The following is a 26,299-nucleotide window of genomic DNA, read 5'->3' as shown; positions in this document are numbered from 1 at the left end:
AGCGCACCCGCGCTGATGTCACAGATTTGTGTTATCTCTGATGTCCTTGTAGTTTGTGGTTTGTGCCTGTCGATGCTGAGTTGACCTTCGCCGATCATGCGGGCCGGCTGTACGCCCGGCGGTACGGGTTCGCGCCGATGACCGGCCGACTGCTCGGCTATCTCGCAATCTGCGATCCGCCGGAGCAGACCATCGCCGAACTTGCCGACGCGCTCCTGGCCAGTCGCAGCGCGATCACCGGCGCGGTCAAGGCGCTGGAGCAACTGCACCTGCTACGGCGTTCTCGCGCCGCGGGCGAGCGGATGGACCGCGTGCGGATCGACCTGGTGTCCACCGAAGCGGCCGGGTTCGACGTCAGCGAGTACGCCGAACAGGCTGACTTGGCACGTGAGGGTCTGAAGGTGCTCGAGGATGCCCCGCTTCAGCGGCGAGCGACGCTGTTGTGGTGGGCGGCGTTTGCGGACTTCCTGGTCGAGAAGCTGCCCGACCTGGAGAAGGAATGGATTGCGCGACGCGAGGCGCTGGTAGCGGCCGGTACGCTCCCCGGCGCCTCCCGCCGCTGATCGAGGGCGAGTGATGGCCATGGCTGCGGCGATCGAGGTATCCGGCTTGCAGAAGTCCTTCGGCGACCACCTGGTCCTCGACGGCGTGGACCTGGACGTCGCGCAGGGATCGGTCTTCTGCCTGCTCGGACCCAACGGTGCCGGCAAGAGCACGATCGTGCACATCCTGGCGACGCTGCTGCGCGCCGACGCCGGACAACTGACCGTCGCCGGCTGCGATGTCGCGACCGACCCACGTGGGGTGCGCGCCGCGATCGGCGTCACCGGCCAGTTCTCCGCGGTGGACGAACTGCTCACCGGAACGGAGAACCTGCAACTGATGGCCGATCTGCTCCACCTTGATCGAGCTGCCGGTCGCAGACGAGCCGGCGAACTGCTCCGCCGCTTCGAGCTGACCGCCGCTGCGGCCAAACCGGCGTCGACCTACTCCGGCGGGATGCGCCGCCGGCTGGACCTGGCCATGACCCTGATGGGCACCCCCCGGTTGATCTTCCTCGACGAACCCACGACCGGCCTGGACCCGCGCAGCCGCCGCACCATGTGGGACTCGATCCGTGGCCTGGTGCGCGACGGCGTCACGATCTTCCTCACCACGCAGGACCTGGGCGAGGCAGACCAGCTTGCCGACCGGGTCGCCGTACTTGATCGCGGCCGCGTCGTCGCCGAAGGCACTCCGGCGGAGTTGAAGCGCCGTATCCCCGGCGGCCATGTCGAGTTGCAGTTCGCCTCACCGGGCGACCTCGACGCCGCCGGCCGGCTGCTGCCCGGTGCGGCGCGCAACGAGGACGGCCTGACCCTGCAGGTGCCCGGCGACGGCAGCGTCCCGGGCTTGCGCGCGCTGCTGGGACAACTCGACGATGCGGGCATCGACGTGGCGAACCTGTCCATCCACACCCCGGACCTCGACGACGTGTTCTTCGCGGTCACCGGCCGGCCCGCAACCGTCCACCCGGACCCGGACCCGGAGCCGCAGAGAGTTGCCGTCCGATGAACAGCGCGATCGCGTACCCGCTGGCCGACTCGGCCACGATGCTGCGCCGCAACCTCAAACGCCAGCTGCGCTATCCGTCGGTCACGGTCATGCTCATCGGCCTGCCGCTGATCCTGCTGCTGATGTTCGTCTACGTCTTCGGCGGTCAACTCGGTGCCCGCCTTCCGGCTGCCGCGGTGCTGCCGCACGGCCGCAGCGGGTACCTCGACTTCGTCACCCCGGGAATCCTGGTCATGACCGTCGCCTACGCGGCGCTCGGGACAGCACTCTCGATCGCGACCGACATGACCCAGGGCATCGTGGCCCGCTTCCGCACCATGTCGATCTCCCGTGGCGCCGTGCTCACCGGGCACGTGCTCGGCACGCTGCTGCAGGCACTGCTCGGGCTGATCGTCCTCGCAGGTGTCGCCGTGGCCATCGGCTTCAGACCGCCAGCAGGAGCAGTGGAGTGGCTGGCCGCCACCGGCATCCTCCTGCTGTTCGCGCTCGCGCTGGCCTGGCTGTCCACCGCCCTCGGCTTGGCCGCGAAGAGCGTCGAGGCGGCCAGCAACACACCGATGATCCTGACCCTGCTGCCGTTCCTGGGCAGCGGCTTCGTCCCGACCGGCTCGCTGCCGACCGGGCTACGGCAATTCGCTCAATACCAGCCCTTCACGCCGGTCACCGACAGCGTTCGGAACCTGCTTCTCGGCGGCCCGGTCGCCGACCATGCGATCGCGGCGGTCGCCTGGAGTCTCGGCATCGCGATCGCGGCGTATCTGTGGTCGGTGCGGTTGTACGACCGCCGTCCGATCCGTTAGCCATACCCGGCGTGTCGCGACCGAAGGCCGCCGCCCGCGCCTCGGTAGGTCAGTCGCGCGGCGCGGTAGGTCAGTCGGGGCCGGCCGGCAGGAGACTCGCGGCGTCGCGATCGAGCAGCCACCAGGTTCGCGCGCGCCCCTGCGCCCCGGCCGAGGGAACCTCGGTGCGCGCTGCACCGCCGAGCGCCCGTGCTACCGCCTCGGCCTTGCCGGAGCCGTTGACGACGGCCCAGATCTGCTCGGCCGCGTTCAGCCCGGCGAAGCTGAGCGAGATGCGCAGCGGCGGCGGTTTCGGCGAGTTGCGCACCGCGATCACCGTCCCGGACTCCTCGCGCGAGCTGGGGTGGTCCGGGAACAGCGAGCAGCAGTGCCCGTCCGGGCCGACACCCAGCAGCACCACGTCGAAGCTGGGCACCTCGCCCGCGTCGTCGGGCCGGCGGGCATCGTGCAGCGTGCGCGCGTAGCCCGCGGCGGCGGCGTCCAGGTCGTCGCCGTACTCGCCGTCCGAGGTGGGCATCGGGAACTGCCGGGCGGCCGAGAAGGGCGCGTGCCCGAACAGGATCTCCCCGGCCGGGCGGTCGTTGCGGTCGGCGGCGCCGGCCGGCACGAACCGCTCGTCACCCCAGAACACGTCCACCGCGGACCAGTCCAGTGCACGGGCGGACTCCGAGCCGGCCAGTGCCGCCCAGACCTTCTCCATCACCGACCCGGCGGTGAGCGCGAGGGCCGCCCGGCCGTGCTCGTGCTGCGCCGCGGCGAGCACCTCCACCAGTCGCGCCGCGACGAAGGCGGCCAGCTCCTCGGTGCTCTCCTCGACGTGCGTTTCACGAGGGCTCATCGTCATGCCTCCTGGGCGGCGAGCGCCGGATCGTTCCAGATGTGGGTACGTACCGCCGGGCGGCTGCTCAGGTCGCTGTGCCCGGTCACCGCGCCCAGCGCCTGCGCGTACGGCTGGTCCGCGTCGAGCCGGCGCAGCTCCTCGGCGAGCACGTCACCGGTGCTGCGGTTCGGGAACGGCGCGATGGAGTCCATCTGCCCGGGCCGGCTCATGATCAGCTTGTAGTTGTCGTTGCGCAGCGTGACGGTGTACTCGTCGCCGAAGTGCAGGTCGACCGACGAGATGTACTTGCCCTCGGCCGCCTCGACCGGGACGTACAGCCCGAGCCGGCTGGACAGCCAGCCGGCGAGCAGCTGCGCCGACGGGTCGACCGGGTTGCCCTTGACCACGACGGACACGGCCGGGGTGTGCACCGTGTCGAAGGCGGAGGCCAGCGCGGCGCGCCACGGCGTGATCACCGTCCAGGTCAGGTCGGTGTCCCCGGGGGCGTAGTCGACGGCGCGCTGGCGCAGCGACGCCGCCGGATCGGGGTCGCGGATGACGTTGGTGATCCGCCGGTCGGCGAACACGCCCAGCGGGTCCTGGGCGATCACCTGCGGGGTTTCGGAGTACCACCAGGTGACCACCGGCGCGTCCGGCGCCAGCAACGGCAGCGTCACCGACTCGGCATGCAGGCCCAGCCGGCCGTACATGCGCAGCACCACCGACTCGACCGGGCCGTACCGCCCGCCGATCTCGACCTCGGCGTCCAGGCGCGGGACGGGCGCGTCCAGCTGGCGCCGGATCACGGCGAGGACCCGCATCGGGTGCCTGGCCGCGGCGATGCTGACCGCCGCCTCGACGTCCGCGGTGTCCTTCTCGTCCAGCACCACGACCAGCGTGAGTGCGAGCCCGCTCGTCACGCCGCCGCCGGTGCGCCGCTCGGCCGCGAGCGCCTTGACCACGGCCGTCCCGGTCGTATCCCACAGGGTCGTCATCGGTGCTCTCCTGGTACTCCGGTCACGGCCGGCGCCAGGTGCGCCCGTCGCGGGCGAGCATCTCGTCGGCGGCCTTCGGGCCCCATTCGCCGGCCCGGTAGGGCTGCGGCGGGTGGGTCGCCCAGAACTGCTCCAGCGGGTCGATCACCCGCCAGGAGGCCTCCACCTCCGCGTTGCGCGGGAAGAGCGTCGAATCGCCGATCAGCACGTCCAGGATCAGCCGCTCGTAGGCTTCGGGGGAGGACTCGGTGAACGCCTCGCCGTAGAGGAAGTCCATCGACACGTCGCGGACCTCCATCATCGAGCCGGGCACCTTCGAGCCGAACTTCAGCGTGACGCCCTCGTCGGGCTGCACCCGGATGACGAGTTGGTTGTGCCCGAGTTCTTCGGTGTCGGTGTGGCTGAACGGCAGGTGCGGCGCACGCTTGAACAGGACCGCGATCTCGGTGACCCGCCGTGGCAGCCGCTTGCCGGTGCGCAGGTAGAACGGCACCCCCGCCCAGCGCCGGGTGTCGATGCCGAGTTGCACCGCCGCGTACGTCTCGGTGGTGGAGTCCTGCGGGATGCCCTCCTCGGCGAGGTAGGCCGGCACCCGCTCGCCGGCCTGCCAGCCCTGGTCGTACTGGCCGCGCACCGCGTAGGAGGCGAGGTCGTGCGGCAACGTGATGGCGCGCAACACCTTGAGCTTCTCGACCTGGATCGCCTCGGCGGTGAACTCGACCGGTTCCTCCATCGCGGTCAGCGCGAGCAGCTGGAACAAGTGGTTCTGCAGCACGTCGCGCGCCGCGCCGGTGGCGTCGTAGAACGCGGCCCGCCCGCCGATGCCGACGTCCTCGGCCATCGTGATCTGCACCGAGTCGACGAAGTTGGCGTTCCAGACCGGCTCGAACAGCTGGTTGGCGAAGCGCAGCGCCATCAGGTTCTGGACGGTCTCCTTGCCCAGGTAGTGGTCGATCCGGAACACGTCGGACGCGCCGAACACGTCGTCCACCAGCTTGTTGAGCGCGAGCGCGCTCTGCAGGTCATGCCCGAACGGCTTCTCGACCACCACCCGCCGCCAGCCCCCGGCGACCTCGCCGCCGTTGGCCATCCCGGTGCGCTCCATCTGCTTGAGCACGGTCGGGAACAGCGCGGGCGGGATGGACAGGTAGAACGCGGCGTTTCCCTTGATGCCGTGCGAGTCCTGCAACTCGCCCAAGGTGCGGGCCAGCTGGTCGAACGCGTCGTCGTCGTCGAACGAGCCGGGGACGAACTTGATGTCGCCGGACAGCCGGGCCCAGACCTCCTCGTCCCAGGAGGTGCGCGCATACTGCTTCGCCGCCTTCTTGGCCAGCGATTCGAAGTCCCCGTCGCCCCAGTCGCGGCGGGCGAAGCCGAGCAGGACGAAGTCGGGCGGCAGCAGCCCACGGTGGGCGAGGTCGTACATCGCCGGCAGCAGCTTCTTGCGCGACAGGTCACCGGTCACGCCGAACACGACGAGCGCGCACGGCTCGGGGACGCGGGGAAGCCGCCGGTCCCGGGGATCGCGCAGCGGATTGCCTGCGGTGCCGGCAGGCGTCCCGGCCGGTGCGACGAGCGGTTCCGCCGCCGGGGTCACCGGCGCGTTCTGCTCGGTCGTTCCGGTCATCCCGCGATCATCCCGGCGGTCGGTTCGTGCGGCGACGTCATGACTTGGCGTTGTCCAGCTGTCCTTGCACGCTCTCGGTCAGCTGCGCGTAGGAGTCCTCGAACTTCTGTACGCCCTCGGCCTCGAGCAGCTCGATCACGTCGTCGTAGCCGATCCCGAGCGCCTCGAGGTCGGCGAGCACCTTGCGCGACTCGTCGTACGTGCCCGCGATCGTGTTGCCGCGCAGCACGCCGTGGTCGGCCATCGCGTCCATGGTCGCCTCCGGCATGGTGTTGACGGTGTTCGGCGCGACCAGTTCGACCACGTACATGGTGTCCTCGTACGTGGGGTCCTTGACGCCCGTCGAGGCCCACAGCGGGCGCTGGGTGTTCGCGCCGGCGGCCGCGAGTGCCTGCCAGCGTTCGGAGGCGAAGACCTTCTCGTACCGCTCGTAGGCCAGCCGGGCGTTCGCGATGCCGGCCTTGCCACGCACCGCGCGCGCCTCGTCCGACCCGATCTTGTCCAGCCGCTTGTCGACCTCGGTGTCCACCCGGGACACGAAGAACGAGGCCACCGAGTGGATCTTCGACAGGTCCAGGCCGGCCGCCTTCGCCTGCTCCAGCCCGGTCAGGTACGCGTCCATCACCGCGTCGTACCGGTCGAGCCCGAAGATCAGGGTGATGTTGACGTTGACCCCGGCGGCGGTGGCGGCCGCGATCGACGGCAGGCCCGCCTCGGTCGCCGGGATCTTCACCATCACGTTGGGCCGGTCGACCAGCCACCACAGGCCCTTGGCCTCGGCGGTGGTGCGCGCGGTGTTCGACGCCAGCCGCGGATCGACCTCGATCGAGACGCGCCCGTCCTTGCCACCGGTGCGGTCGAACACGGGACGCAGCACGTCGCACGCCCAGCGGATGTCGTAGGCCATCAGGTAGCGGATCACACCGTCGATCGCGACCTCGCGGGTCTTGAGCTCGCGCACCTGATCGTCGTACGCGGTGCCCTTCTCGATCGCCTTCTGGAAGATCGTCGGGTTGCTGGTCACCCCGACGACGTGCTTGGTGTCGATGAGTTGCTGCAGGTTCCCGGTGCGAAGCCGGTCCCTGCTGATGTCGTCGAGCCAGATCGAAACGTCCTCCGCCGAGAGGTCGGCGAGCGCGTCACCCATAGTCATTTCCCTTCAGTTGCCGGTCGTGGCGCCGCGGACCTGCCCGGCGCGTTCCAGTGCGGAGTGGGCGGCCGCGACCACGTGATCGGTCGTGAAGCCGAACTGCTCGAACAGCACCGACCCCTCGGCGCTGGCCCCGAAATGCTCGATGCTCACGATCTCGCCGGCGTCCCCGACGATCTCGCGCCACCCCTGCTTGATCCCCGCTTCGACGCTGACCCTCGCCTTGACCTCGCCAGGCAGGATCTGCTGGCGGTACGACGCCGGCTGGGCGTTGAACCACTCCTGGCACGGCATGGAGACGACCCGGGTGGAGTGGCCCTCGTCCTCGAGCACCGCCCTGGCGGCCAGCGCGAGCGCGACCTCCGAGCCGGTGGCGACGATGATCACGTCCGGCAGCCCGGCGGACGCCTCCGCCAGCACGTACGCACCCTTGCTGACGTCGGCGACCTTCGCGGCGTCGATCACCGGCAGGTTCTGCCGCGACAGGGCGAGCGCGATCGGCCGGTCGGTGTGCTCCAGGGTGGCGCGCCACGCGGCCGCGGTCTCGTTCGCGTCGGCGGGCCGCACGACGTCCAGGCCGGGGATCGCCCGCAGTGCGGCCAGATGCTCGATCGGCTGGTGGGTGGGCCCGTCCCCGCCGAGGCCGATCGAGTCGTGCGTCCAGACATAGATCGTCGGGATCTGCATCAGCGCGGCGAGCCGTACCGGCGGGCGCATGTAGTCGCTGAAGACCAGGAATGTGCCGCCGTAGACGCGGGTTCCGCCGTGCAGCGTGATCCCGTTCATGATCGAGCCCATCGCGTGCTCGCGGATGCCGAAGTGCAGCGTGCGGCCGTAGGGACCGCCGGTCCAGACCTTGGTCTGCCGGTCGGCCGGGATGAAGCTGGGCTCGCCCTCCATCGTGGTGTTGTTGCTTTCGGCCAGGTCGGCCGAGCCGCCCCACAGTTCGGGCAGCACATCGGCGAGGGCGGTGAGCACCTTGCCGGATGCCGCCCTGGTCGAGACCGAGTTCGGCTTGCCGTCCTTCTCGGCCGGGAACACCGGCAGTGACTCGGCCCAACCGTCCGGCAGACTTCGGCCGATCATGCGGTCCAGCAGGGCCTTGCGCTCCGGGTTGCCCTCGGCCCACGCGTCGAACGACTTCTGCCATTCGGCGTGCGCATCGCGGCCGCGCTGCACGACCTCGCGCGCATGGGCCAGCACGGCGGTGTCGACCGCGAAGTGCACCTCGGGGTCGAAGCCGAGGATCTCCTTGGTGCGGCGGATCTCCTCCTCGCCCAGAGCCGAGCCGTGCGCCTTGCCGGTGTTCTGCAGCGTCGGTGCCGGCCAGCCGATGATGGAGTGGACCGCGATGAGTGAGGGCCGGTCGGTGACCGACTTCGCCTTCTCGATCGCCTTCTCGAGGCCGACGACGTCCTCGCCGGACTCGACGTACTGGGTGTGCCAGCCGTAGGCCTGGTAGCGCTTGAGGACGTCCTCGCTGAAGGCGACGTTGGTGTCGTCCTCGATCGAGATGTGGTTGTCGTCCCAGAACATGATCAGGTTGCCGAGCTGCTGGTGCCCGGCGAGCGAGGACGCCTCGCCCGACACGCCCTCCTCCAGGCAGCCGTCGCCGGCGATCACGTAGATGTAGTGGTCGAACGGGGACTCGCCGGGAGCCGCGTCCGGGTCGAGCAGGCCCCGCTCGCGACGCGCGGCCATGGCCATGCCGACACCGTTGCCGACGCCTTGGCCGAGCGGCCCGGTCGTCGTCTCGATCCCTGCGGTGTGACCGTGTTCGGGGTGACCCGGCGTCAGCGACCCCCAGGTGCGCAGGGCCTGGATGTCCGAGAGCTCGAGGCCGTAGCCGGACAGGAACAGCTGGCAGTACTGGGTGAGCGAGGCGTGACCGTTGGACAGCACGAACCGGTCGCGACCGATCCAGTTCGGGTCGGTGGGGTCATGCCGCAGGATCCGCTGGTAGAGCAGGTAGGCGAGCGGGGCGAGGCTCATCGGCGTGCCCGGGTGACCGTTGCCGACCTTCTGCACCGCATCCGCCGCGAGCAGCCGCGCGGTGTCCACCGCCTTGGTGTCCAGATCGGTCCACCACGCCGGGTGCGTGGTCTCGACGCCGGTGCCGGAAGCGTTGTCGGTCACGTCGCTGTTGTCCTCTCCAGACTCGCGGGGCCGGTGTTCGGCTCCACTACGAGCCTAGCCACCCGTGAGTACGGCGCGCAGGCAGTTGGCCGGGCGCACCCGCCGCGCGCGCTCGAGACTGGCTGCGAGTACGCCCGTCCGCACGGGCTACCCTGAGCAGGTGACGCAGACGCCGGTCGCGCCCGCAGCCGCGGGCCAGAGTGCGAGCGAGTCGTCGGCCGATCAGCCGGTCCGCACCGAGCGCCGGCTGCCGCACGCCGGGCGAGCGCGGGCCGCGCACCGGACGCGGGTCGGCGCCTACATCGCGCTCACCAAGCCGCGCATCATCGAGCTGCTGCTGGTCACCACCCTCCCGTCGATGGTGCTCGCCGCGCAGGGCCTGCCGAAGTGGTGGGTCGCGCTGGTCACCATGCTCGGCGGCACGCTGGCCGCCGGCAGCGCGAACGCGCTGAACTGCTATCTCGACCGGGACATCGACGCGGTGATGCGCCGGACCGGTCGACGTCCCCTTGCCCGGCACGAGGTGTCGCCGACCGGCGCGCTCGTCTTCGGGCTGCTGCTCGGTGCCGCGTCCGTGCTGGCCATCGGACTGGCGACGAACTGGCTCGCCGGCTCGCTGACGTTCACCGCGATCGCGTTCTACGTGCTCGTGTACACCGCGCTGCTCAAGCGACGCACCTCGCAGAACATCGTGTGGGGTGGTGCGGCGGGCTGCATGCCGGTGCTGATCGGCTGGTCCGCCGTGACGGGAAGTCTGGCCTGGGCACCGTTCGCGCTGTTCGCGGTGGTGTTCTTCTGGACGCCGCCGCACACCTGGGCGCTGGCCACCCGCTACCGGGAGGACTACGCGAAGGCCGGCGTGCCGATGCTGCCGGTGGTCGCTTCGCCCAGTCGGGTCACCGCCGAGATGGTGATCTACACCTGGCTCACCGTCGCGGCGTCGCTGGCGCTGTGGCCGCTCGCGACCAGCTGGGTCTACGGCGGGCTCGCGGCCGGGGCCGGTGCGGTGCTGATCGTGGCCGCCCACCGGTTGCACGCACGCACCAAGGCCGACCGCGGTGCCAAGCCGATGGCGTTCTTCCACCTGTCCAACAGCTACCTGGCCTTCGTCTTCGTGGCCGTCGCGGTCGACACCTTCGTCCGCTGACGCCCGGGCTGTCTTCCCCCACCGTGTGCCGAGATCATGGCGCCTTCCCTCCCAGACACCAGAGCGCGGTGTCTTGCCCCACCGGGTGACGAATTCCTGCCCGCTTCCCCCACCGTGTGACGAGATTGGGGGCCGGATTCTGGTAACCGGAGGGGGGAAGTGGGGTTACTGCGGCGCCGGCTGAGCGGCCCAGCTGCCCTGTGGCAGACGCGCGATCGCTCCGCATCCCGCCCGCGCCCGCTTCCCCCACACAGAGACCAGAGCGCGGCGTCTTGCCCCACCGGGTGACGAGAACGCGGCGCCTTCCCTCCCAGACACCAGAGCGCGGCGTCTTGCCCCACCGTGTGACGAGTTCCGGCCCGCTTCCCCCACCGGGTGACGAGATTCCGGGCCGGATTCTGGTAACCGGAGGGGGGAAGTGGTGAGCAGCCGGCCGGATGGACGCGCCTGCTCAGCCGGCCGGAATCGCGATCGCGAACCCGACCGCATGGGTGATCGTCAGCGTCACCGACCCCACAGTCTCCGATCCGGCGACCTGCAGCGTGCCGGACGTGAAGTCCGCAGGCACCTCGAAGACGTTGAAGATCTTGCCGGCTGCAGCGATGTTGTGCGCCGCGACGAGCTTGCCGTCCGGCAGCCGCAGCTTGAGCAGTTGCGGGTCGAAGCCGTAGGTGTGCCCGGGGGAGTGCGGATCGGTGTAGTCCAGATCGACCGAGAGCATCGCGTTCGCCGCGCTCGCCGGGTGCCGATCGGTGTGGTTCGGTACCCAGAAGTCGAGCGAGGCAATTGCGGCGCTCGCGTGGAACGTGACGTCAGCCGAGCCGTCGGCGCCACGCAGGTGAACCGGCACGTCGACCTTCTTGCCGATCGTCGCGGTGCGGTGCTTGCGCGCCAGCACGGCGATGTTGCCGGCGCCAGGTTTGCCGTCGGGAAGCGAGAGTTCCTGGGTGAACCCGCCGTCGGCGAGCTGCAGGCTCACCGCGGCGGAGGTCGGCGCTGCGACGACCACGTAGTCGTCCGGTCCGCTGATGCGCGGTAGCGGACGTGGCGCGGAGCCTGCTACGGCCACGGACACGGTCGCGGACCCGTTCTTGTCGACATCGCCGCTCTCGGTACGGACCTTGAAGGCGATCAGCTGTTCGCCGGCCGGTGCCGAGCGTGCGTCGTCGCCGGAGCCGTAGCGGTCGATCGAGCCCGCGGCGAGCACGGTGACCCCGGAGCTCCTGCCGATCATGGTGGCGCCCTCGAGTGCGGGAGGCGGACTGGTCTCGCCCAGCTGCGCGGCGGTCAGCACGTCCTTGTCAGCGGCCGGCGGCTTCGGAACGGACAGTCCGCCGGTTCCGGACGGTGTCGACTTCCCGTCCGGACGCACCAGGGTGACCGAGTCGGGCACGGCGGCCGGCTCTACGTCCGCAAGCGAGTCCGTCGGGGTGAGCTGCGCCTTGCCGCCGGCGTTCTCGCTCCGGAACGGTACCGCGAGGTAGGCGTTGGCCGGGTCACCGTCGACGAACAGGACCGGGCCACACGTCAGGTGATCGTCGACGTCGGTCTTCCTCGCTCCGGACGGTCGCTTCGTCGGCTTGCTGAAGTAGCACCGGCTCTGCTCGTTCATCGCGCCGTGACGGTCGGCGACCAGCTTCTTCACCGTCGATTCGGCGCTCTGCAGCACGGTGCCCGGTGCGGCGATCGTGGTCCCCTGATAGGTCAGCGCGGTCGTCTGGCTCGGCCACACCAGCCAGGTGATCAAGCCCGCGGCGACCAGGACCGCCACCAGGCCGCCGGCGAACCAGAGCCGCAGTCGGCCGCGAACCGGTGGGGGAGGCGGTGCGGACCACTGCGGTTGGCCGGGTGACTGTGGTTGGCCGGGTGCCTGTGGTTGGCCGGGCGCCTGTGGTTGGCCGGGCGCCTGGGGCCGGCCGGGCGTCGTCGGCACGACGGGTGGCAGCGCCTGGGTCGGCTGCCCGCCCCACGGCTGGCGCGGTGGTTCGTGCTGCTGCCGGGCGGCGTGCGGCGCCGCGAAGGTGGCCGGCTGCCGGTTGGCCGTCCAGCGCTGGCCGTCCCAGAACTGCAGTGCGTTCGGGTCCTGCGGGTCGGGGTACCAGCCGGCCTCGGCCACGAGCTACCTCCCAGGTGGTGGGTCCGCGAACGGTGTGATCTTGACACGTCGCGAGTTGTTCGTGCTGCGCCACATGGGCGAGGACAACGCCCGGCAGAGGCGCTCCCTAGGATCGACCCATGCCCGCCGTGACCCTGGTGACCTGTGCCGCCCTGCCGGACGGAGACGAGGACGCTGCCGTGCTGGTCGAGGCGTTGGCACGCGTCGGGGTGGCCGCCCGCTGGCAGGTGTGGAACGACCCCGCCGCGGACTGGTCGGCGGACCTGGCGGTGGTGCGCTGCCCGTGGGACTACACCGACACGCCCGAACGGTTCCTGCAATGGACGCGATCGGTGCCGAGGCTGGCGAATCCCGCGAACGTGATCGAGTGGAGCGCGGACAAGAGGTACCTGGCCGCGCTCGCCGCAGCAGGCGTGCCGATCGTGCCCAGCAGCTTCGCGCGCCCCGGCGAGAGCGCCGAGTTGCCGACTGACGCCGAGTACGTCGTCAAGCCGACCGTCGGGGCGGGCTCGCGGGGCGCCGGCCGGTTCGCCGCCGGCGACACGGAGGGCGGACGGCGCCACGTGCAACTGCTGCACCGCGAAGGTCGCACCGCACTCGTCCAGCCGTACCTGGCCGACGTCGATCACAGCGGCGAGACCGCGCTGATCTACCTCGACGGCGAGTTCAGCCACGCGATCGGCAAGGGCGCGATGCTGCCGTACGGCACGGTCCACCCGCTCGGCGGCTACGAGCTGTACGTCGAGGAGCGGATCAGCGAGCGCGTACCCACCGAGGCCGAGTTGGCGGTCGGTGGCAAGGCGATCGCGCTGCTGCGCGAGCGTTTCGGCGAGGACCTGCTGTACGTGCGGGCAGATCTGCTGCCCACGCCGGACGGGCCGTTGCTGGGCGAGCTCGAACTCGCCGAGCCGTCGCTGTTCCTGTCGTACTGCTCGGCCGCCGCGGACCGGTTCGCAGCGGCGATCGCGGCCCGGGTATGACGATTCCGCTGCCGGACGCAGCGCGCCGCCGTGCCCTGGTGCGGATGAAGGCGACCGCGGGCGGGCTGCTGGTGGTTGCCGCGATCGTCTTCGTGGTGTGCCGGGCCGTTGGCGACGGGCACGGCGGTTGGGGCTACCTGCAGGCGGCCGCCGAGGCGTCCATGGTCGGTGGGCTGGCCGACTGGTTCGCGGTCACGGCCCTGTTCCGCCATCCGCTGCGGCTGCCGATCCCGCACACCGCGATCATCCCGCGTAAGAAGGATCAGATCGGCGAGGGGTTGGCCGGGTTCGTCAGCGAACACTTCCTCACCGAGGCGATCGTCGGCGAGCGGCTGGCCGCCGCGCACGTGCCGCAGCGGGTGGGCGAGTGGCTGGCCGATCCGGACCACGCGCGGCAGGTGGCGGCGGAGCTGAGCAACGCGGTCAGCGGGCTGGCTTCGGTGCTGCGTGACGACGAGTTGCGTACCGCCGTGGCGGGGTTCGCGGACAAGCAGCTGCGCGAGCTGGACGTCTCGCCGCTTCTCGCCCGGCTGCTCGACGCGGTGTGCGACTCCGGGCAGCACCAGGCCGTGCTCACCGCGACACTGCGCGGGACGATGCGTTTCCTCGACGAGAACCGCGGGGTGTTCCGCCGCCGGCTGGCCGACGAGTCGCCGGAGTGGGTGCCGGACTGGGTCGACGACCGCGTGTTCGCCAAGGGCTTCAGCGCCGTGCAGTCGTTCCTGGCGGACGTGTCGATGCAACCGGAGCACGAGCTGCGGCACACCTACGACGCGAAGCTGCGCGATCTCGCCCGGCGGCTGCGCGAGGATCCGGAGCAGCGGGCCAAGGTCGAACAGGCGAAGCTGCAACTGCTCGAGCACCCGCAGGTGCGCGAGTGGCTGTCCACGCTGTGGGTGCGCGGCAAGGCCCTCGTTGTCGACGGGGCCGCCGATCCGGACTCGGACCTGCGCCGGACGGTGCAGTCGCTGACGGTCCGCGCGGGCCAGGTGTTGCGCGACGACCCGGGGATCGGCGCCAAGGTGGACGAGGCGTTGCAGCGGATGAGCGGGCACATCGTCACGTACTACGCCGAGGACCTGGCCAGCGTGATCTCCTCGACCGTGCAGCGCTGGGACACCGAGGAGACGAGCCGGCGGCTGGAGCTCCAGGTCGGACGGGACCTGCAGTTCATCCGGATCAACGGTACCGTGGTCGGAGCGCTCGCCGGGCTGGCGATCTACGCGATCAGCCAGCTGTTCTGACGCCGCCTCCCAGGTGGTGTCGAGCCAACGGCACATTGCGACGCTCGGCGATCGACAGCGAGGCGTGATTGCCCGGCCACCCGGCCACCTGGCCCACCAGGGTCACTCCTCGGGCACCGACGCATCTGACGGCTCGCCCGTGGCACGCGGTTCGACGAGCGCGAGCACGTGCAGCGCGGCCAGCCACAGCAGGCAGGCGCCGAACATGTGCAGCCCGACGAGTACCGGCGGGACGTGCAGGAAGTACTGCGTGTAGCCGATGACGCCCTGCGCGAGTTCGACCGCCAGCAGCAGCCAGGCTGCGCGGCGCACCGTGTCGGCGACCCGGATCGCGTAGCACAGCGCGACTAACCCGATGCTCACGCCGATCAGCACCATCACCGAGTCGGCATGCAGTTGCGCCATGGACGAGACCTTGAGCCCGATCCGGTGCACCTTGCCCGAGTCGTCCTTGTCGCCGGCATGGGGACCGGCGCCGGTGACGACCGTGCCCAGCACCAGCACCGCCACCGCCACCACCGCGGTGACCCGCGCCAGGATGCGCGCGGCGGGCGGGACGGCGAGCGCCGGCGCGGAGCCGCGCACCCGCCACCACACCCACGCGGTGACGAACAGGATCGCCATCGAGAGCATGAAGTGGGCGGCCACCAGCCACGGGTTCAGGTGGGTCAGCACGGTCAGCCCACCGAGGACGGCCTGGGCCGGAATGCTCAGCGCGGCAACGGTCGCCAGCCGCCGGTGCTCCACGCGCGCCATCGCGATCAGCCAGGTGGCGAGGGCGAAGAAGGCGACGACGAAGGTGAGCTGCCGGTTGGTGAACTCGATGACCCCGTGGATCGCGTACTGGTGCGTGGGTGTGAGCGACGCATCCGTGCAGCGCGGCCAGGTGGGGCAGCCCAGGCCGGAATCGGTCAGCCGGACCGCGCCGCCGCTGACCACGATCAGGACGTTCGTCAGCACCGACCACAGCGCGAACCGGCGGAAGGCGGTCCGGCCGCGCAACGCGGGCGGGATGACGCGGCGCAGCAGCGCGACGTGGCGGGGGAGCACCGCGGGCGGTGCCGCCCCCACAGGCGTCGTCGCTACTCCCATCGGAACCAGCTCGCCGCTGCAGGCAAGGCGATCGCCGTCCACACCACCAGCGTCAGCAGGTCGTGTACCGGCAGCCCGGCACCGTCCTGCAGCACGGCGTGCAGGCCGTGCGAGAGTGCCGCCGAGGGCAGGTACTGCAGCACGTCCGCAACGCCGGAGGGGTACTTCGACAGCGGGATCGCGATGCCGCCGGCGAACAGGAGCACCAGCCAGATCAGGTTGGCGGCGGCCAGCGTGACCTCGGCCCGCAGCGTGCCGGCGAGCAGCAGCCCGAGGCCGCCGAACGCGAGCGTGCCGAGGCCGATCAGTACGGGCAGGAGCAGCGGGTCGCCGTGCGGGTGCCAGCCGAGCGCGAAACCCACGGCGCAGATCAGCACCACCTGGACGACCTCGAGCAACAGCACGGCGAGCGTCTTGCCGCCGATCAGCACGGCACGCGGCAGCGCCGTCGCCCCGAGGCGTTTGAGCACCGCGTACTTGCGCTCGAACCCGGTGCCGATCGCCAGGCCGGTGAACGCCGCGGACATCACGGCGAGCGCGATGATGCTCGGCACCACGAAGTCGATGCGGCGCGGCACGCCGAGCGAGTACAGCAACGGCAGGTTGAAGAAGAACAGCAGCAGCAGCGGGATGACGAGCGTCAGGCCGACCTGCTCGCCGTTGCGCAGCAGGAGCCGGAACTCCATGCGGGTCTGCGCGGCGAGCATGCGCGAGCGCGGCGCGGCGGCCGGCGCCGGCACGAACGACAACGAGGCGGTCAACGGGGTGCTCATGTGCGCAGGCCGTGGCCGGTGAGCTCGAGGAACACGTCCTCGAGGCTGCGCCGCTCGACCGACAGGTTCTCGGCGAGCACGCCCTGCCCGGCGCACCATGCGGTCAGGGTGGCGAGCAGTTGCGGGTCGACATCGCCGGTCACCAGGTAGTGGCCGGGCGTCTCCTCGACCGCGTGGGTTCCCGCCGGGAGTGCCGCGATCAGCGAGACCAGCCGCAGCCCGGGCGCGGCGTGGAACCGGATCTGCCCCTCGGCGCCGGCCTTGGTCAGCTCGGCCGGGGTGCCCGACGCGACGATCCGGCCGGCGTCCATCACCACGACCGTGTCGGCGAGCTGCTCGGCCTCGTCGAGGAAATGGGTGGTGAGCACGACGCTGACGCCGTCGGTGCGCAGCTTGCGGATGAAGTCCCAGGTGGCCCGCCTGGCCTGCGGATCCATGCCGGTGGTCGGCTCGTCCAGGAACACCAGCTCGGGACGGGCGACCAGGGCCATCGCCAGCGACAGGCGTTGCTGTTGCCCACCGGAGAGCCGTTTGACCTGTGTGCCGGCCACCTCGGTCAGCCCCACGGCGTCCAGCAGCGCCTCCGGCCGGTGCGGGTGTGCGGCGTAGGCGGCGAACAGGCGCAGCAGCTCGATGGCGCTCGCGCCGGTGTACCCGCCGACACCGTCCTGCAGCATCACGCCGACCCGCGGGCGAAGCCGGGCGGCGTCGCGGACGGCGTCCAGGCCGAGTACGCGCACGCTGCCGGAGTCCGGGCGCCGGAACCCCTCGCAGATCTCGATGGTGGTCGTCTTGCCCGCGCCGTTCGGGCCGAGCAGCGCCAGCACGGCACCCTGTGGCACGGTCAGGCTGAGGCCGTCCACGGCACGCCGGGCGCCGTACGCCTTGACGAGGTCGACGACCTCGACGGCAGCGCTGGAATCGGCGGACACGAAGTCAGTGTAGGAACGTGCGCGCGCAGAACGTGCCGCGGGATCGCCGGACGTGAGCACCCCGACACGCCCGCGGATCAGAGCGCGGCGGACGACTGCGCGTAGGCGTCGACGTACTCCTGCCCGGACATCGCCTGGACGGCTTCGCGGACGGTCTCGGTGATCTCACGCAGCACCCGCGAACTGCGCTCACCGCCGGGCTGGGCGGGAAACTGCAGCGGCGCGCCGAAGTGCACCTGGACGGGGGCGCGGTGCCAGCTGCGGGTGCCGGGCGGCTGGACGGCACGGGTGCCGACGAGCGCGACCGGCACCACCGGCGCCCCGCTGCGCAGGGCCACCCGGGCGACGCCGGTGCGGAACCGGTACAGCTTCCCGTCCGGCGAGCGGGTGCCCTCGGGGAAGATGCCGAGCGCGCGGCCCTCGCCCAGCACCTCGACCCCGATGTCGATCACCGCGGCTGCTGAGCGAGTGTCCGCGCGCGCCACCGGGACATGCCCCATACCATGGAAGAATGCGGCCATCGCGCGCCCGCGAATCCCCGGGGTGGTGAAGTACTCGGCCTTGGCGAAGTAGAAGATCTGGCGCCGCGCGGCGAGGGGCGTGAAGATCTCGTCCGCGAACGAGATGTGGTTACCCGCGAGGATCACCGGACCGCTCGCCGGGACGTGCTGCAGGCCGATGACCTCGGGTCGGTACACCGCACGCAGGGCGGGAGCGACGGTGAGCTCGAGGGTCCGGTACAGCACGCGTGCAACCTACCTGCCCACCCCGCGCCTGCGAGCTCGCCCGAAATACGTCATACTGGTGTTGTGAAATTGGGGGCGCAGGTCGACAGCGGCGGTACCGACCGCACGCGAGACACCGTTGCCCGGATCATCCTGGAGCGAGGGCCGCAGAACGCCGCAACTCTCGCCGATCGGCTGGGCCTGTCCGCCGCCGCGATCCGCCGACACCTGGACGCGCTGGTCGCCGACGGGCTGCTGGTCGAATCCGAGCCGCGTCCGGCAGCACAGCGTGGCCGGGGACGTCCCGCGCGGGTGTACGCGATCACCGACGCGGGCCGGGCGGCATTCCCGCATGCGTACGACGACCTGGCGACCACGGCGCTGCGGTACCTGCGCGAGACCGGCGGCGAGCAGGCGGTGGTGGCCTTCGCCGACCACCGCGCCGAGTCGCTGGCCAGGCTGCTCACCGGCGATGTGGACCCGGCCGCCGACCCGCTGACCCGGACCGAGGCGCTCGCCGAGTCGCTCACCGCGCACGGCTACGCCGCCACCACCGAGCAGGCCAGCGCGGGCGTGCAGGTCTGCCAGCACCACTGCCCGGTCGCGCACGTCGCCGCCGAGTTCCCGGAGTTGTGCGAGGCCGAGACGCGAGCCTTCGAGCGCGTGCTCGGCACCTACGTCCAGCGCCTGGCCACCATCGCCCACGGCGACGGTGTCTGCACCACGCACGTCCCCGTTCCACCCGTAGACCGCACGAACACCACGTCGGGAAGGGCCTGATAGATGACGACCGCACCAGAACGCGTCCTCACGCAGGACGAGCAGATCGCCTCGCTCGGTAAGTACGGCTACGGCTGGGCCGACAGCGACCTGGCCGGCGCCGCGGCACAGCGCGGGCTGTCCGAGGCGGTGGTGCGTGACATCTCGGACAAGAAGAGCGAGCCGGAGTGGATGCTGCGCCGGCGGCTCAAGGCGCTGGAGATCTTCGACAAGAAGCCGATGCCGACCTGGGGTTCGGACCTGTCCGGGATCGACTTCGACAACATCAAGTACTTCGTCCGCTCGACCGAGAAGCAGGCCGCGACCTGGGACGACCTGCCGGACGACATCCGCAACACCTACGACAAGCTCGGCATCCCGGAGGCGGAGAAGCAGCGGCTGGTCTCGGGCGTGGCCGCGCAGTACGAGAGCGAAGTGGTCTACCACAAGATTCGCGAGGATCTTGAGGAGCAGGGCGTCATCTTCCTGGACACCGACTCGGGGCTGCGCGAGCACCCGGAACTGTTCGAGGAGTACTTCGGCTCGGTCATCCCGTCGGGCGACAACAAGTTCTCGGCGCTGAACTCGGCGGTGTGGTCCGGCGGCTCGTTCATCTACGTGCCGAAGGGCGTGCACGTCGACATCCCGCTGCAGGCCTACTTCCGGATCAACACCGAGAACATGGGCCAGTTCGAGCGGACCCTGATCATCGTCGACGAGGACGCCTACGTGCACTACGTCGAGGGCTGCACGGCGCCGATCTACAGCTCTGACTCGCTGCACTCGGCAGTGGTGGAGATCATCGTCAAGAAGGGCGGCCGGTGCCGCTACACGACCATCCAGAACTGGTCGAACAACGTCTACAACCTGGTCACCAAGCGGGCCAAGGCCGAGGCCGGCGCGACGATGGAGTGGGTCGACGGCAACATCGGCTCGAAGGTGACCATGAAGTACCCGGCCGTGTGGCTGATGGGCGAGTACGCCAAGGGGGAGGTGCTCTCGGTCGCGTTCGCCGGCGAGGGCCAGCACCAGGACGCGGGGGCCAAGATGCTCCACCTTGCGCCGCACACGTCCTCGACGATCATCTCCAAATCGGTGGCGCGCAGTGGCGGCCGGTCCTCCTACCGCGGGCTGGTCGAGATCCACAAGGGCGCGCACCACAGCAAGTCGACGGTGAAGTGCGACGCGCTGCTGGTCGACGAGATCAGCCGCTCGGACACCTACCCGTACGTCGACGTCCGCGAGGACGACGTCTCGATGGGGCACGAGGCCACCGTGTCGAAGGTCAGCGAGAACCAGCTGTTCTACCTGATGAGCCGCGGCCTGTCCGAGGACGAGGCGATGGCGATGATCGTGCGCGGCTTCGTCGAGCCGATCGCGCGCGAGCTTCCGATGGAGTACGCGCTGGAGCTGAACCGTTTGATCGAACTGCAGATGGAAGGCGCGGTGGGCTGACCCGATGACTCTGGTTCAGGACCGTCCTCACTCGCACGGGGTCGGCGGGACGGGGACGCCCCCCGAACGGTTCACCTCTCGTGACCCGGACGCCTTCGAGGTCCCGCGCGGCCGCGAGGAGATGTGGCGCTTCAGCCCGACCCGCCAGCTGCGCGAACTGTTCGAGCAGTTCACCCCGACCGGGCGGGTCGTGCCGCAGGTCACCGCGCCGGTGCCGGCCGAATGGTCCGTCGTGCCGATGGACCACCCCGCGGTCGGGCAGGCGCTGCGGCCGGTCGACCGGGTGAGCGCGCTCGCCTGGGCCAACGCCGAGCGGGCGCTGCTCGTGCAGATCCCGGCCGGCGCCGAACTGTCCGAGCCGGTCGTGGTCGCCCTGCGGGGCGAGCCCGGCCTGGCCTACGGGCACCTCGTGATCGAGGCCGGCGCGAACTCCGCGGCGACGGTGATCGTCGAGCACACCGGCACCACGACGGTCGCGGCGAATGTCGAGACCGTGGTCGGCGCGGGCGCGCACCTGACCGTGGTGAGCGTGCAGAACTGGGACGCCGGCGCGATCCATCTGGCCGCGCACGCCAACCGGGTCGGTCGTGACGCGACACTCAAGCACGTCGTGGTCAACCTGGGCGGCAAGATCGTCCGGCTGGCCCCCACAGTCGAGTTCGCCGGCCCGGGTGGCAGCGCCGAGCTCCTCGGCGTCAGCTTCGCCGGTGCCGACCAGCACCTGGAGTCGCGGCTGTATGTCGATCACGGCGCGCCGCAGTGCTCGTCCAACGTGCTCTACAAGAACGCGCTGCTCGGCGAGACGGCGCGCACCGTGTGGATCGGCGATGTCCGGATCCGGCCTGCCGCCACCGGCACCGACACTTACGAGATGAACCGGAACCTGCTGCTGTCCGACGGCGCCCGCGCCGACTCGGTCCCGAACTTGGAGATCGAAACCGGTGAGATCGCGGGCGCCGGTCACGCGAGCGCGACCGGACGGTTCGACGATCTGCAGCTGTTCTACCTGCAGTCGCGGGGGATTCCGCACGACGAGGCCCAGCGCCTGGTCGTCCGCGGCTTCTTCGCCGACGTCGTCGAGCGCATCGGCGTGGCGGACCTGCAGCAGCGCATCATGACCGCGATCGAGGCCCGCCTGGGCTTCACCCCGAGCCCGGAACTGGAGAACGAGTAGACACATGGCCACCCTGGAGATTCGCGACCTGCACGTCACGGTCGGGGGCGATGCGGAGAGCACCGAGATCCTCAAGGGCGTCGACCTCACCGTCGCGTCCGGGCAGACCCACGCGATCATGGGGCCGAACGGCTCGGGCAAGTCCACCCTCGCCTACTCGATCGCCGGTCACCCCAAGTACACCGTCACCGGCGGCACGGTCACCCTGGACGGTGAGGACGTGCTGGCGATGAGCGTCGACGAACGCGCGCGCGCCGGCCTGTTCCTCGCCATGCAGTACCCGGTCGAGGTGCCCGGTGTCTCGGTGTCGAACTTCCTGCGCACCGCGGCTACCGCGGTACGCGGCGAGGCGCCCAAGCTGCGGACCTGGGTCAAGGAGGTCAACGGCGCGATGCAGGCGCTGGAGATGGACAAGGCGTTCGCCGAGCGCAGCGTCAACGAGGGATTCTCCGGCGGTGAGAAGAAGCGGCACGAGATCTTGCAGCTCGAGCTGCTCAAGCCGAAGATCGCGATCCTGGACGAGACCGACTCCGGCCTGGACGTCGACGCGCTCCGCGTGGTCAGCGAGGGCGTGAACCGGGTGCGCGCGAGCGGCATCGGCACGCTGCTGATCACCCACTACACCCGCATCCTGCGCTACATCACCCCGGACTTCGTGCACGTCTTCTTCGACGGGCGCATCGTCGAGTCCGGCGGGGCCGAGCTGGCCGACCAGCTGGAGAACGAGGGCTACGCGAGGTTCGGTGTGAACGAGGCTGCCGCCCATGCCGTTTGACGTCGATGTCGTCCGCAAGGACTTCCCGATCCTGGCGCGCGAGGTGCACGGGGTTCCGTTGGTGTACCTCGACAGCGCGAACACCTCGCAGAAGCCGCAGGTCGTGCTGGACACGCTGAGCGAGTTCTACGCCAACCACAACGCGAACGTCGCGCGCGCGGTGCACACCTTGGGCTCGGAGGCGACGAACGCGTTCGAGCGGGCGCGCGACAAGGTCGCGGCGTTCATCAACGCGCCGAACCGTGACGAGGTGGTGTTCACCAAGAACTCCTCCGAGGCGCTGAACCTGGTGGCGTACTGCCTGTCCAACGCGACGACCACGCCCGGGGCGGAGCGGTTCAGGGTCGGGCCCGGCGACGAGATCGTGGTCACCGAGATGGAGCACCACAGCAACATCGTCCCGTGGCAGCTGCTCGCGCAGCGCACCGGCGCGACGTTCCGCTGGCTGCCGATCGATACGGATGGGAACTCGGCGGGCCGTCTTGTCGACACCGCGATCGACGAGGTGATCACCGAGCGCACCAAGGTGGTCGCGTTCGTGCACCAGTCCAACGCGCTGGGCACCATCAACCCGGTGGCACGGATCGTGGCCCGCGCCCGGCAGGTCGGCGCGCTGACGGTCGTCGATGCCTCGCAGTCCGCGCCGCACCTACCACTGGACGTGCAGGCGCTCGGGGCCGATTTCGTCGCGTTCACCGGGCACAAGCTGTACGGGCCGACCGGCGTCGGCGTGCTGTGGGGGCGGTACGAGTTGCTGGCCGAGCTGCCCCCGTTCCTCGGCGGCGGCGAGATGATCGAGACGGTCGACATGACCGGCACCACGTTCGCCGCGCCGCCGCACCGCTTCGAGGCGGGCACCCCGATGATCGCCCAGGCGGTCGGGCTCGGCGCCGCGATCGACTACGTGTCCGCGCTCGGCATGACCGAGATCGCCGCCCGCGAGCACCAGCTCGTCGAGCACGCTCTCGCCGGGCTGGCCACCGTCGACGGGCTGCGCATCATCGGTCCCGCCACGTCGCTCGACCGCGGCGCGACGATCTCCTTCACGATCAAGGGCGTTCACCCGCACGACGTCGCGCAGCTGTTGGACGAGGACGGCATCGCGGTCCGTGCCGGGCACCACTGCGCCCGTCCGGTGTGCGTGCGCTACGGAATACCTGCGACCACGCGCGCGTCGTTCGGGGTGTACACCACCACCGACGAGATCGACGCCCTGGTCCGCGGCGTCGACAGAGTGAAGGCGATGTTCTCGTGAGCGCGGTCGACAGCCTGTACCAGGAGATCATCCTGGATCACTACAAGAACCCGCATCACCACGCGCTGCCGGACGAGTTCGACGCCGAGGTGCACCACGTCAACCCGACCTGCGGCGACGAGGTCACGCTGCGGGTCCGGCTGGCCGCGGACACCATCGCCGACCTGGGCTGGGACGGCGAGGGCTGCTCGATCAGCCAGGCCTCCACCTCGGTCATGAGCGAGCTGGTCATCGGCCGGCCGGTCAGCGAGGCGATGGCGTTGCAGCAGCGGTTCCTGACGCTGATGCAGTCCCGCGGCACGGCGCAGCTCACCGACGACGACGAGGAGGTCCTCGAGGACGCGGTCGCGTTCGAGGGCGTCTCGAAGTACCCGGCTCGCGTCAAGTGCGCGCTGCTGGGCTGGATGGCGATGAAGAGCGCGGTGGCCGAGGCCGGCTGGCGTGATGACACTGGCGGCAACACGGGCGACACAGCGTTTGACACAGATACAGGGGAGCAGCGATGACCACCACCACCGTCCCGTCGCGGGACGAGATCGACGAGGCGATGCGCGACGTCGTCGACCCGGAGCTCGGCATCAACGTCGTCGACCTGGGCCTGGTCTACGACGCCCGCGCCGACGAGTCCGACGCCGGCATCGTGGTCACGATCGACATGACGCTGACGTCCGCCGCCTGCCCGCTGACCGACGTGATCGAGGACCAGGCCCACAGCGCGCTGACCGGCGGCCCGACCCCGCTGGCCAGCGAGGTGCGCATCAACTGGGTGTGGATGCCGCCGTGGGGCCCGGACAAGATCACCGACGACGGCCGCGAGCAGTTGCGCGCCCTCGGCTTCAACGTCTGACGCCCGCGCCGGCTGAGGGGACGGCGAGGACGGCGCCGCATCTGCGGGGACGCCGCCATAGGTTCGGTGCATGCTCACCGCGCGCGCGTTCCGCACCGTGGCCGTCGTCGAGGCGGTCTCCTGGCTGGCCCTGATCGTGGCGACCGTGGTCAAGTACTCCGCCGACGCCCCGCTCGGGGTGAAGATCCTCGGCCCGATCCACGGCGCGTTGTTCATCGGGTACGTGCTGCTGGCGCTGCAACTGCGCGCGCCGATGCGCTGGAGCGCGGGCACGTTCCTGATCGTGCTGATCGACGCGGTCGTCCCCGGCGGTGGCCTGCTCGTCGCACGCCGCCCGGACCTGCAGGCGCGGCAGGCGGCGGCCTGAGCGCGCTCAGCCCAGGTTGTCCGTGCCGAAGGTGTCGCATCGCGTGGGGTCACCGGTCCGGTAGCCGGTGGTGAACCACTTCTCCCGCTGCGCCGACGAGCCGTGCGTGAAGGCGTTCTGGTTCACCGTCCCGTTGCCCAGGTTCTTCTGGATGTAGTCGTCGCCGATCCGGGATGCGGCGTCCAGCGCGTTGCTGATGTCCTGGTCGGTGATCTCGCTGATCAGCACGTTCCCGTCGGCGTCCGGCGTCGTGGTGGCGTGGTTCGCCCACACCCCGGCGTAGCAGTCCGCCTGTAGCTCCAGGCGCACCGAATCGGACTTGGGTCCCTGCCTGGTGCGTACCTTGGCCTCGGTGCCGAGCAGGTCCTGGACGTGATGGCCGTACTCGTGGGCCAGCACGTACGCGTTGACGAACGGGCCGCCGGCAGCGCCGAACTGGGTCTTCACGTCGTCGTAGAAGGACAGGTCGATGTACACCCGCTTGTCGGCGGGGCAGTAGAACGGCCCCGAGCCGGCGTCCGCGGCTCCACAGCCGGTGGACACCTGTCCGGTGAACCACACCGTGGGCACGTCGGTGTAGCGCTTGCCCAGCTCGGGCAGCTCGGCGCTCCAGTAGGCCTGGATCGAGTCGATGTCGGCGACCACGGCGCACTCGAGGTGGCTGTTCGCGTCCGCGCCGGTCCGGCACTCCTTCTGGATCTGGCTGTTGTCGGCGGTGGCCGGGGCGCCGCCCTGGCCGAGCTGCCCGAGCACCACGTCGGCGACCGACCCGCCCTCGCCCCCGCCACCACCGCCGAGCACCGAGATCAGCACGTACACGAGCACACCGACCAGCCCTAGGCCGCCGCCGCCGACCGCGACGCCACGGCCGCCGAGGCCGCCCAGACCGCCCCCGGAGCGGGCGTCCTGGACGCCGGAGGTGTCCAGCTGGGCGTCGTCGTTGTACTTCATCGCGGGCCTCCCGGCAGGTGCCTATGGGACGAATCCTGCCGTGCCGGGCGCACGGATGTCATGCCCGGCCGTCAGTCCTGCGACAGCGCCGCCGTCAGCCCGTCGAGCATCGGGCCCAGCCGGCTCAGCTCCTCGATGTGCGATCCGGCCAGCGCTGCCAGCCGCGCCAGGCCCTCCTCGGTCAAGGTGAGCCGGACGATGCGATGGTCGGTGGTGTCCCGGGTCCGGTCGAGCAGGCCGAGGTCCTGGGTGCGGTCGACCAGCTCGACGGCGGTGTTGTGCCGCACCATCAGGTAGTCGGCCACCTGGCCGATCGTCGGGCCGGCCGGTTCGTCGTGCCCGCGGACCGCGAGCAGCAACTGGTGCTGGCTGGCGGTCAGGCCCTGGGCCGCCGCCTGCTCTGCGCTCCAGCGCTCGAACCGGCGCAGCCTGGTACGAACGCTCAGCAAGCGGGCATAGTCACGATCGGTAATGCGCCGGGCGCTCGGCACGTGGCCCCCTTGCATCGATGACGACGGCTGCAGGCTAGTATATTGCGTCGTATTACGATACAGCACGACGAGGGACACAGGTGACTACAGAGGAAGCGCTCGGGACGCCACTCGACCGGCCGCGCGACGTCGGC

Annotated in this window: 26 protein-coding genes; 14 read left to right on the top strand and 12 right to left on the bottom strand. The window is 70.5% G+C overall.

What is annotated here, in order from left to right:
• Window positions 1-62: 62 nt before the first annotated feature.
• Genes M6B22_RS00310 through M6B22_RS00300 form a run of 3 tightly spaced genes read left to right on the top strand, consistent with a single transcriptional unit; the run spans window position 63 to window position 2,354 of the window.
• On the top strand, window positions 63-563 hold the full coding sequence (locus tag M6B22_RS00310; protein WP_269443765.1) for a GbsR/MarR family transcriptional regulator: 501 nt from the start codon (window positions 63-65) through the stop codon (window positions 561-563).
• Window positions 564-576: 13 nt separating this feature from the next.
• Window positions 577-1,554 (top strand): ATP-binding cassette domain-containing protein, encoded by a 978-nt coding sequence (locus M6B22_RS00305; protein WP_269443764.1) that lies wholly within the window; start codon window positions 577-579, stop codon window positions 1,552-1,554.
• Complete coding sequence (locus M6B22_RS00300) at window positions 1,551-2,354, top strand: ABC transporter permease (RefSeq protein WP_269443763.1); 804 nt, start codon at window positions 1,551-1,553, stop codon at window positions 2,352-2,354. The genes M6B22_RS00305 and M6B22_RS00300 overlap by 4 nt, the downstream gene beginning before the upstream one ends.
• 70 nt (window positions 2,355-2,424) lie before the next feature.
• Here the strand turns inward: M6B22_RS00300 and pgl are convergent, their stop codons facing one another.
• Genes pgl through tkt form a run of 5 tightly spaced genes read right to left on the bottom strand, consistent with a single transcriptional unit; the run spans window position 2,425 to window position 9,082 of the window.
• Window positions 2,425-3,192, bottom strand: coding sequence for a 6-phosphogluconolactonase (pgl, locus tag M6B22_RS00295; RefSeq protein ID WP_269443762.1), 768 nt, complete (start codon window positions 3,190-3,192; stop codon window positions 2,425-2,427).
• A gap of 2 nt (window positions 3,193-3,194) precedes the next feature.
• Window positions 3,195-4,169, bottom strand: a complete 975-nt coding sequence (locus M6B22_RS00290) for a glucose-6-phosphate dehydrogenase assembly protein OpcA (RefSeq protein ID WP_269443761.1) — start codon at window positions 4,167-4,169, stop codon at window positions 3,195-3,197.
• A 22-nt stretch (window positions 4,170-4,191) separates the two neighbouring features.
• A complete protein-coding gene (gene zwf / locus M6B22_RS00285; RefSeq protein WP_269443760.1) occupies window positions 4,192-5,796 on the bottom strand; it encodes a glucose-6-phosphate dehydrogenase in 1,605 nt (534 codons plus the stop codon).
• Between the two features lie 37 nt (window positions 5,797-5,833).
• On the bottom strand, window positions 5,834-6,943 hold the full coding sequence (tal, locus tag M6B22_RS00280) for a transaldolase (RefSeq protein ID WP_269443759.1): 1,110 nt from the start codon (window positions 6,941-6,943) through the stop codon (window positions 5,834-5,836).
• A gap of 12 nt (window positions 6,944-6,955) precedes the next feature.
• Window positions 6,956-9,082 (bottom strand): transketolase, encoded by a 2,127-nt coding sequence (gene tkt, locus M6B22_RS00275; protein WP_269443758.1) that lies wholly within the window; start codon window positions 9,080-9,082, stop codon window positions 6,956-6,958.
• 160 nt (window positions 9,083-9,242) lie between these two features.
• Here tkt and M6B22_RS00270 point away from each other — a divergent pair, with 160 nt between their 5' ends.
• On the top strand, window positions 9,243-10,229 hold the full coding sequence (locus M6B22_RS00270; protein ID WP_269443757.1) for a heme o synthase: 987 nt from the start codon (window positions 9,243-9,245) through the stop codon (window positions 10,227-10,229).
• 451 nt (window positions 10,230-10,680) lie between these two features.
• Here M6B22_RS00270 and M6B22_RS00265 read toward each other — a convergent pair whose 3' ends face one another.
• Complete coding sequence (locus M6B22_RS00265) at window positions 10,681-12,345, bottom strand: DUF2510 domain-containing protein (protein ID WP_269443756.1); 1,665 nt, start codon at window positions 12,343-12,345, stop codon at window positions 10,681-10,683.
• 119 nt (window positions 12,346-12,464) lie between these two features.
• Between M6B22_RS00265 and M6B22_RS00260 the strand changes: the two genes are divergently transcribed.
• Together M6B22_RS00260 and M6B22_RS00255 are read left to right on the top strand one after the other, a co-directional pair.
• A complete protein-coding gene (locus M6B22_RS00260) occupies window positions 12,465-13,325 on the top strand; it encodes an ATP-grasp domain-containing protein (protein WP_269443755.1) in 861 nt (286 codons plus the stop codon).
• Complete coding sequence (locus M6B22_RS00255) at window positions 13,322-14,569, top strand: DUF445 domain-containing protein (protein WP_269443754.1); 1,248 nt, start codon at window positions 13,322-13,324, stop codon at window positions 14,567-14,569. The genes M6B22_RS00260 and M6B22_RS00255 overlap by 4 nt, the downstream gene beginning before the upstream one ends.
• Before the next feature lie 102 nt (window positions 14,570-14,671).
• Here M6B22_RS00255 and M6B22_RS00250 read toward each other — a convergent pair whose 3' ends face one another.
• The 4 genes from M6B22_RS00250 to M6B22_RS00235 all read right to left on the bottom strand — a co-directional run bounded on the left by M6B22_RS00250 (window position 14,672) and on the right by M6B22_RS00235 (window position 18,112).
• The gene (locus tag M6B22_RS00250) at window positions 14,672-15,661 is read right to left on the bottom strand and encodes a COX15/CtaA family protein (RefSeq protein ID WP_269443753.1); all 990 of its coding nucleotides are present in this window, start codon (window positions 15,659-15,661) and stop codon (window positions 14,672-14,674) included.
• Window positions 15,652-16,434 carry an ABC transporter permease gene (locus M6B22_RS00245; RefSeq protein ID WP_269443752.1) on the bottom strand — a complete coding sequence of 261 codons (783 nt, stop codon included), beginning with the start codon at window positions 16,432-16,434 and terminating at the stop codon, window positions 15,652-15,654. Before M6B22_RS00245 ends, M6B22_RS00250 begins: the two co-directional genes overlap by 10 nt.
• A complete protein-coding gene (locus tag M6B22_RS00240; RefSeq protein WP_269443751.1) occupies window positions 16,431-17,366 on the bottom strand; it encodes an ABC transporter ATP-binding protein in 936 nt (311 codons plus the stop codon). Before M6B22_RS00240 ends, M6B22_RS00245 begins: the two co-directional genes overlap by 4 nt.
• A gap of 77 nt (window positions 17,367-17,443) precedes the next feature.
• On the bottom strand, window positions 17,444-18,112 hold the full coding sequence (locus tag M6B22_RS00235) for a lysophospholipid acyltransferase family protein (protein ID WP_269443750.1): 669 nt from the start codon (window positions 18,110-18,112) through the stop codon (window positions 17,444-17,446).
• A 63-nt stretch (window positions 18,113-18,175) separates the two neighbouring features.
• Here M6B22_RS00235 and M6B22_RS00230 point away from each other — a divergent pair, with 63 nt between their 5' ends.
• The 8 genes from M6B22_RS00230 (at window position 18,176) to M6B22_RS00195 (ending at window position 24,723) form a co-directional block, all read left to right on the top strand.
• A complete protein-coding gene (locus M6B22_RS00230; RefSeq protein WP_269443749.1) occupies window positions 18,176-18,871 on the top strand; it encodes a helix-turn-helix transcriptional regulator in 696 nt (231 codons plus the stop codon).
• Between the two features lie 3 nt (window positions 18,872-18,874).
• A complete protein-coding gene (sufB, locus tag M6B22_RS00225; RefSeq protein ID WP_269443748.1) occupies window positions 18,875-20,305 on the top strand; it encodes a Fe-S cluster assembly protein SufB in 1,431 nt (476 codons plus the stop codon).
• 4 nt (window positions 20,306-20,309) lie between these two features.
• Entirely contained in the window at window positions 20,310-21,479 is a 1,170-nt protein-coding gene (gene sufD, locus M6B22_RS00220) for a Fe-S cluster assembly protein SufD (RefSeq protein ID WP_269443747.1), read from the top strand.
• Window positions 21,480-21,483: 4 nt separating this feature from the next.
• On the top strand, window positions 21,484-22,254 hold the full coding sequence (gene sufC, locus M6B22_RS00215) for a Fe-S cluster assembly ATPase SufC (RefSeq protein WP_269443746.1): 771 nt from the start codon (window positions 21,484-21,486) through the stop codon (window positions 22,252-22,254).
• Window positions 22,244-23,509 carry a cysteine desulfurase gene (locus tag M6B22_RS00210; RefSeq protein ID WP_269443745.1) on the top strand — a complete coding sequence of 422 codons (1,266 nt, stop codon included), beginning with the start codon at window positions 22,244-22,246 and terminating at the stop codon, window positions 23,507-23,509. Before sufC ends, M6B22_RS00210 begins: the two co-directional genes overlap by 11 nt.
• Window positions 23,506-24,015: a Fe-S cluster assembly sulfur transfer protein SufU gene (gene sufU, locus M6B22_RS00205; RefSeq protein WP_269443744.1), complete on the top strand. Its 510-nt coding sequence runs from the start codon at window positions 23,506-23,508 to the stop codon at window positions 24,013-24,015. Before M6B22_RS00210 ends, sufU begins: the two co-directional genes overlap by 4 nt.
• Window positions 24,012-24,356: a metal-sulfur cluster assembly factor gene (locus tag M6B22_RS00200; RefSeq protein WP_269443743.1), complete on the top strand. Its 345-nt coding sequence runs from the start codon at window positions 24,012-24,014 to the stop codon at window positions 24,354-24,356. The genes sufU and M6B22_RS00200 overlap by 4 nt, the downstream gene beginning before the upstream one ends.
• Before the next feature lie 70 nt (window positions 24,357-24,426).
• Window positions 24,427-24,723 carry a DUF3817 domain-containing protein gene (locus M6B22_RS00195; protein WP_269443742.1) on the top strand — a complete coding sequence of 99 codons (297 nt, stop codon included), beginning with the start codon at window positions 24,427-24,429 and terminating at the stop codon, window positions 24,721-24,723.
• A gap of 6 nt (window positions 24,724-24,729) precedes the next feature.
• Here the strand turns inward: M6B22_RS00195 and ypfJ are convergent, their stop codons facing one another.
• Entirely contained in the window at window positions 24,730-25,674 is a 945-nt protein-coding gene (ypfJ, locus tag M6B22_RS00190; protein WP_269443741.1) for a KPN_02809 family neutral zinc metallopeptidase, read from the bottom strand.
• Window positions 25,675-25,745: 71 nt separating this feature from the next.
• On the bottom strand, window positions 25,746-26,123 hold the full coding sequence (locus tag M6B22_RS00185) for a MarR family winged helix-turn-helix transcriptional regulator (protein WP_269443740.1): 378 nt from the start codon (window positions 26,121-26,123) through the stop codon (window positions 25,746-25,748).
• Window positions 26,124-26,299 lie beyond the last annotated feature (176 nt).

It is taken from the genome of Jatrophihabitans cynanchi, from assembly GCF_027247405.1.
GTDB lineage: Bacteria > Actinomycetota > Actinomycetes > Mycobacteriales > Jatrophihabitantaceae > Jatrophihabitans_B > Jatrophihabitans_B cynanchi.
The sequence above is the reverse complement of the archived record's forward strand: the minus strand, read 5'-3'. Positions and strand labels throughout refer to the sequence as shown.

Excerpts from the sequence above, each read along its gene's own strand:
- M6B22_RS00305 (WP_269443764.1), top strand. The coding sequence starts at position 577 with ATGGCCATGGCTGCGGCGATCGAGGTATCCGGCTTGCAGAAGTCCTTC.
- M6B22_RS00300 (WP_269443763.1), top strand. The coding sequence starts at position 1,551 with ATGAACAGCGCGATCGCGTACCCGCTGGCCGACTCGGCCACGATGCTG.
- pgl (WP_269443762.1), bottom strand. The coding sequence starts at position 3,192 with ATGAGCCCTCGTGAAACGCACGTCGAGGAGAGCACCGAGGAGCTGGCC.
- M6B22_RS00290 (WP_269443761.1), bottom strand. The coding sequence starts at position 4,169 with ATGACGACCCTGTGGGATACGACCGGGACGGCCGTGGTCAAGGCGCTC.
- zwf (WP_269443760.1), bottom strand. The coding sequence starts at position 5,796 with ATGACCGGAACGACCGAGCAGAACGCGCCGGTGACCCCGGCGGCGGAA.
- tal (WP_269443759.1), bottom strand. The coding sequence starts at position 6,943 with ATGGGTGACGCGCTCGCCGACCTCTCGGCGGAGGACGTTTCGATCTGG.
- M6B22_RS00260 (WP_269443755.1), top strand. The coding sequence starts at position 12,465 with ATGCCCGCCGTGACCCTGGTGACCTGTGCCGCCCTGCCGGACGGAGAC.
- M6B22_RS00255 (WP_269443754.1), top strand. The coding sequence starts at position 13,322 with ATGACGATTCCGCTGCCGGACGCAGCGCGCCGCCGTGCCCTGGTGCGG.
- M6B22_RS00250 (WP_269443753.1), bottom strand. The coding sequence starts at position 15,661 with ATGGGAGTAGCGACGACGCCTGTGGGGGCGGCACCGCCCGCGGTGCTC.
- M6B22_RS00245 (WP_269443752.1), bottom strand. The coding sequence starts at position 16,434 with ATGAGCACCCCGTTGACCGCCTCGTTGTCGTTCGTGCCGGCGCCGGCC.
- sufB (WP_269443748.1), top strand. The coding sequence starts at position 18,875 with ATGACGACCGCACCAGAACGCGTCCTCACGCAGGACGAGCAGATCGCC.
- sufD (WP_269443747.1), top strand. The coding sequence starts at position 20,310 with ATGACTCTGGTTCAGGACCGTCCTCACTCGCACGGGGTCGGCGGGACG.
- sufC (WP_269443746.1), top strand. The coding sequence starts at position 21,484 with ATGGCCACCCTGGAGATTCGCGACCTGCACGTCACGGTCGGGGGCGAT.
- M6B22_RS00210 (WP_269443745.1), top strand. The coding sequence starts at position 22,244 with ATGCCGTTTGACGTCGATGTCGTCCGCAAGGACTTCCCGATCCTGGCG.
- M6B22_RS00200 (WP_269443743.1), top strand. The coding sequence starts at position 24,012 with ATGACCACCACCACCGTCCCGTCGCGGGACGAGATCGACGAGGCGATG.
- M6B22_RS00195 (WP_269443742.1), top strand. The coding sequence starts at position 24,427 with ATGCTCACCGCGCGCGCGTTCCGCACCGTGGCCGTCGTCGAGGCGGTC.
- ypfJ (WP_269443741.1), bottom strand. The coding sequence starts at position 25,674 with ATGAAGTACAACGACGACGCCCAGCTGGACACCTCCGGCGTCCAGGAC.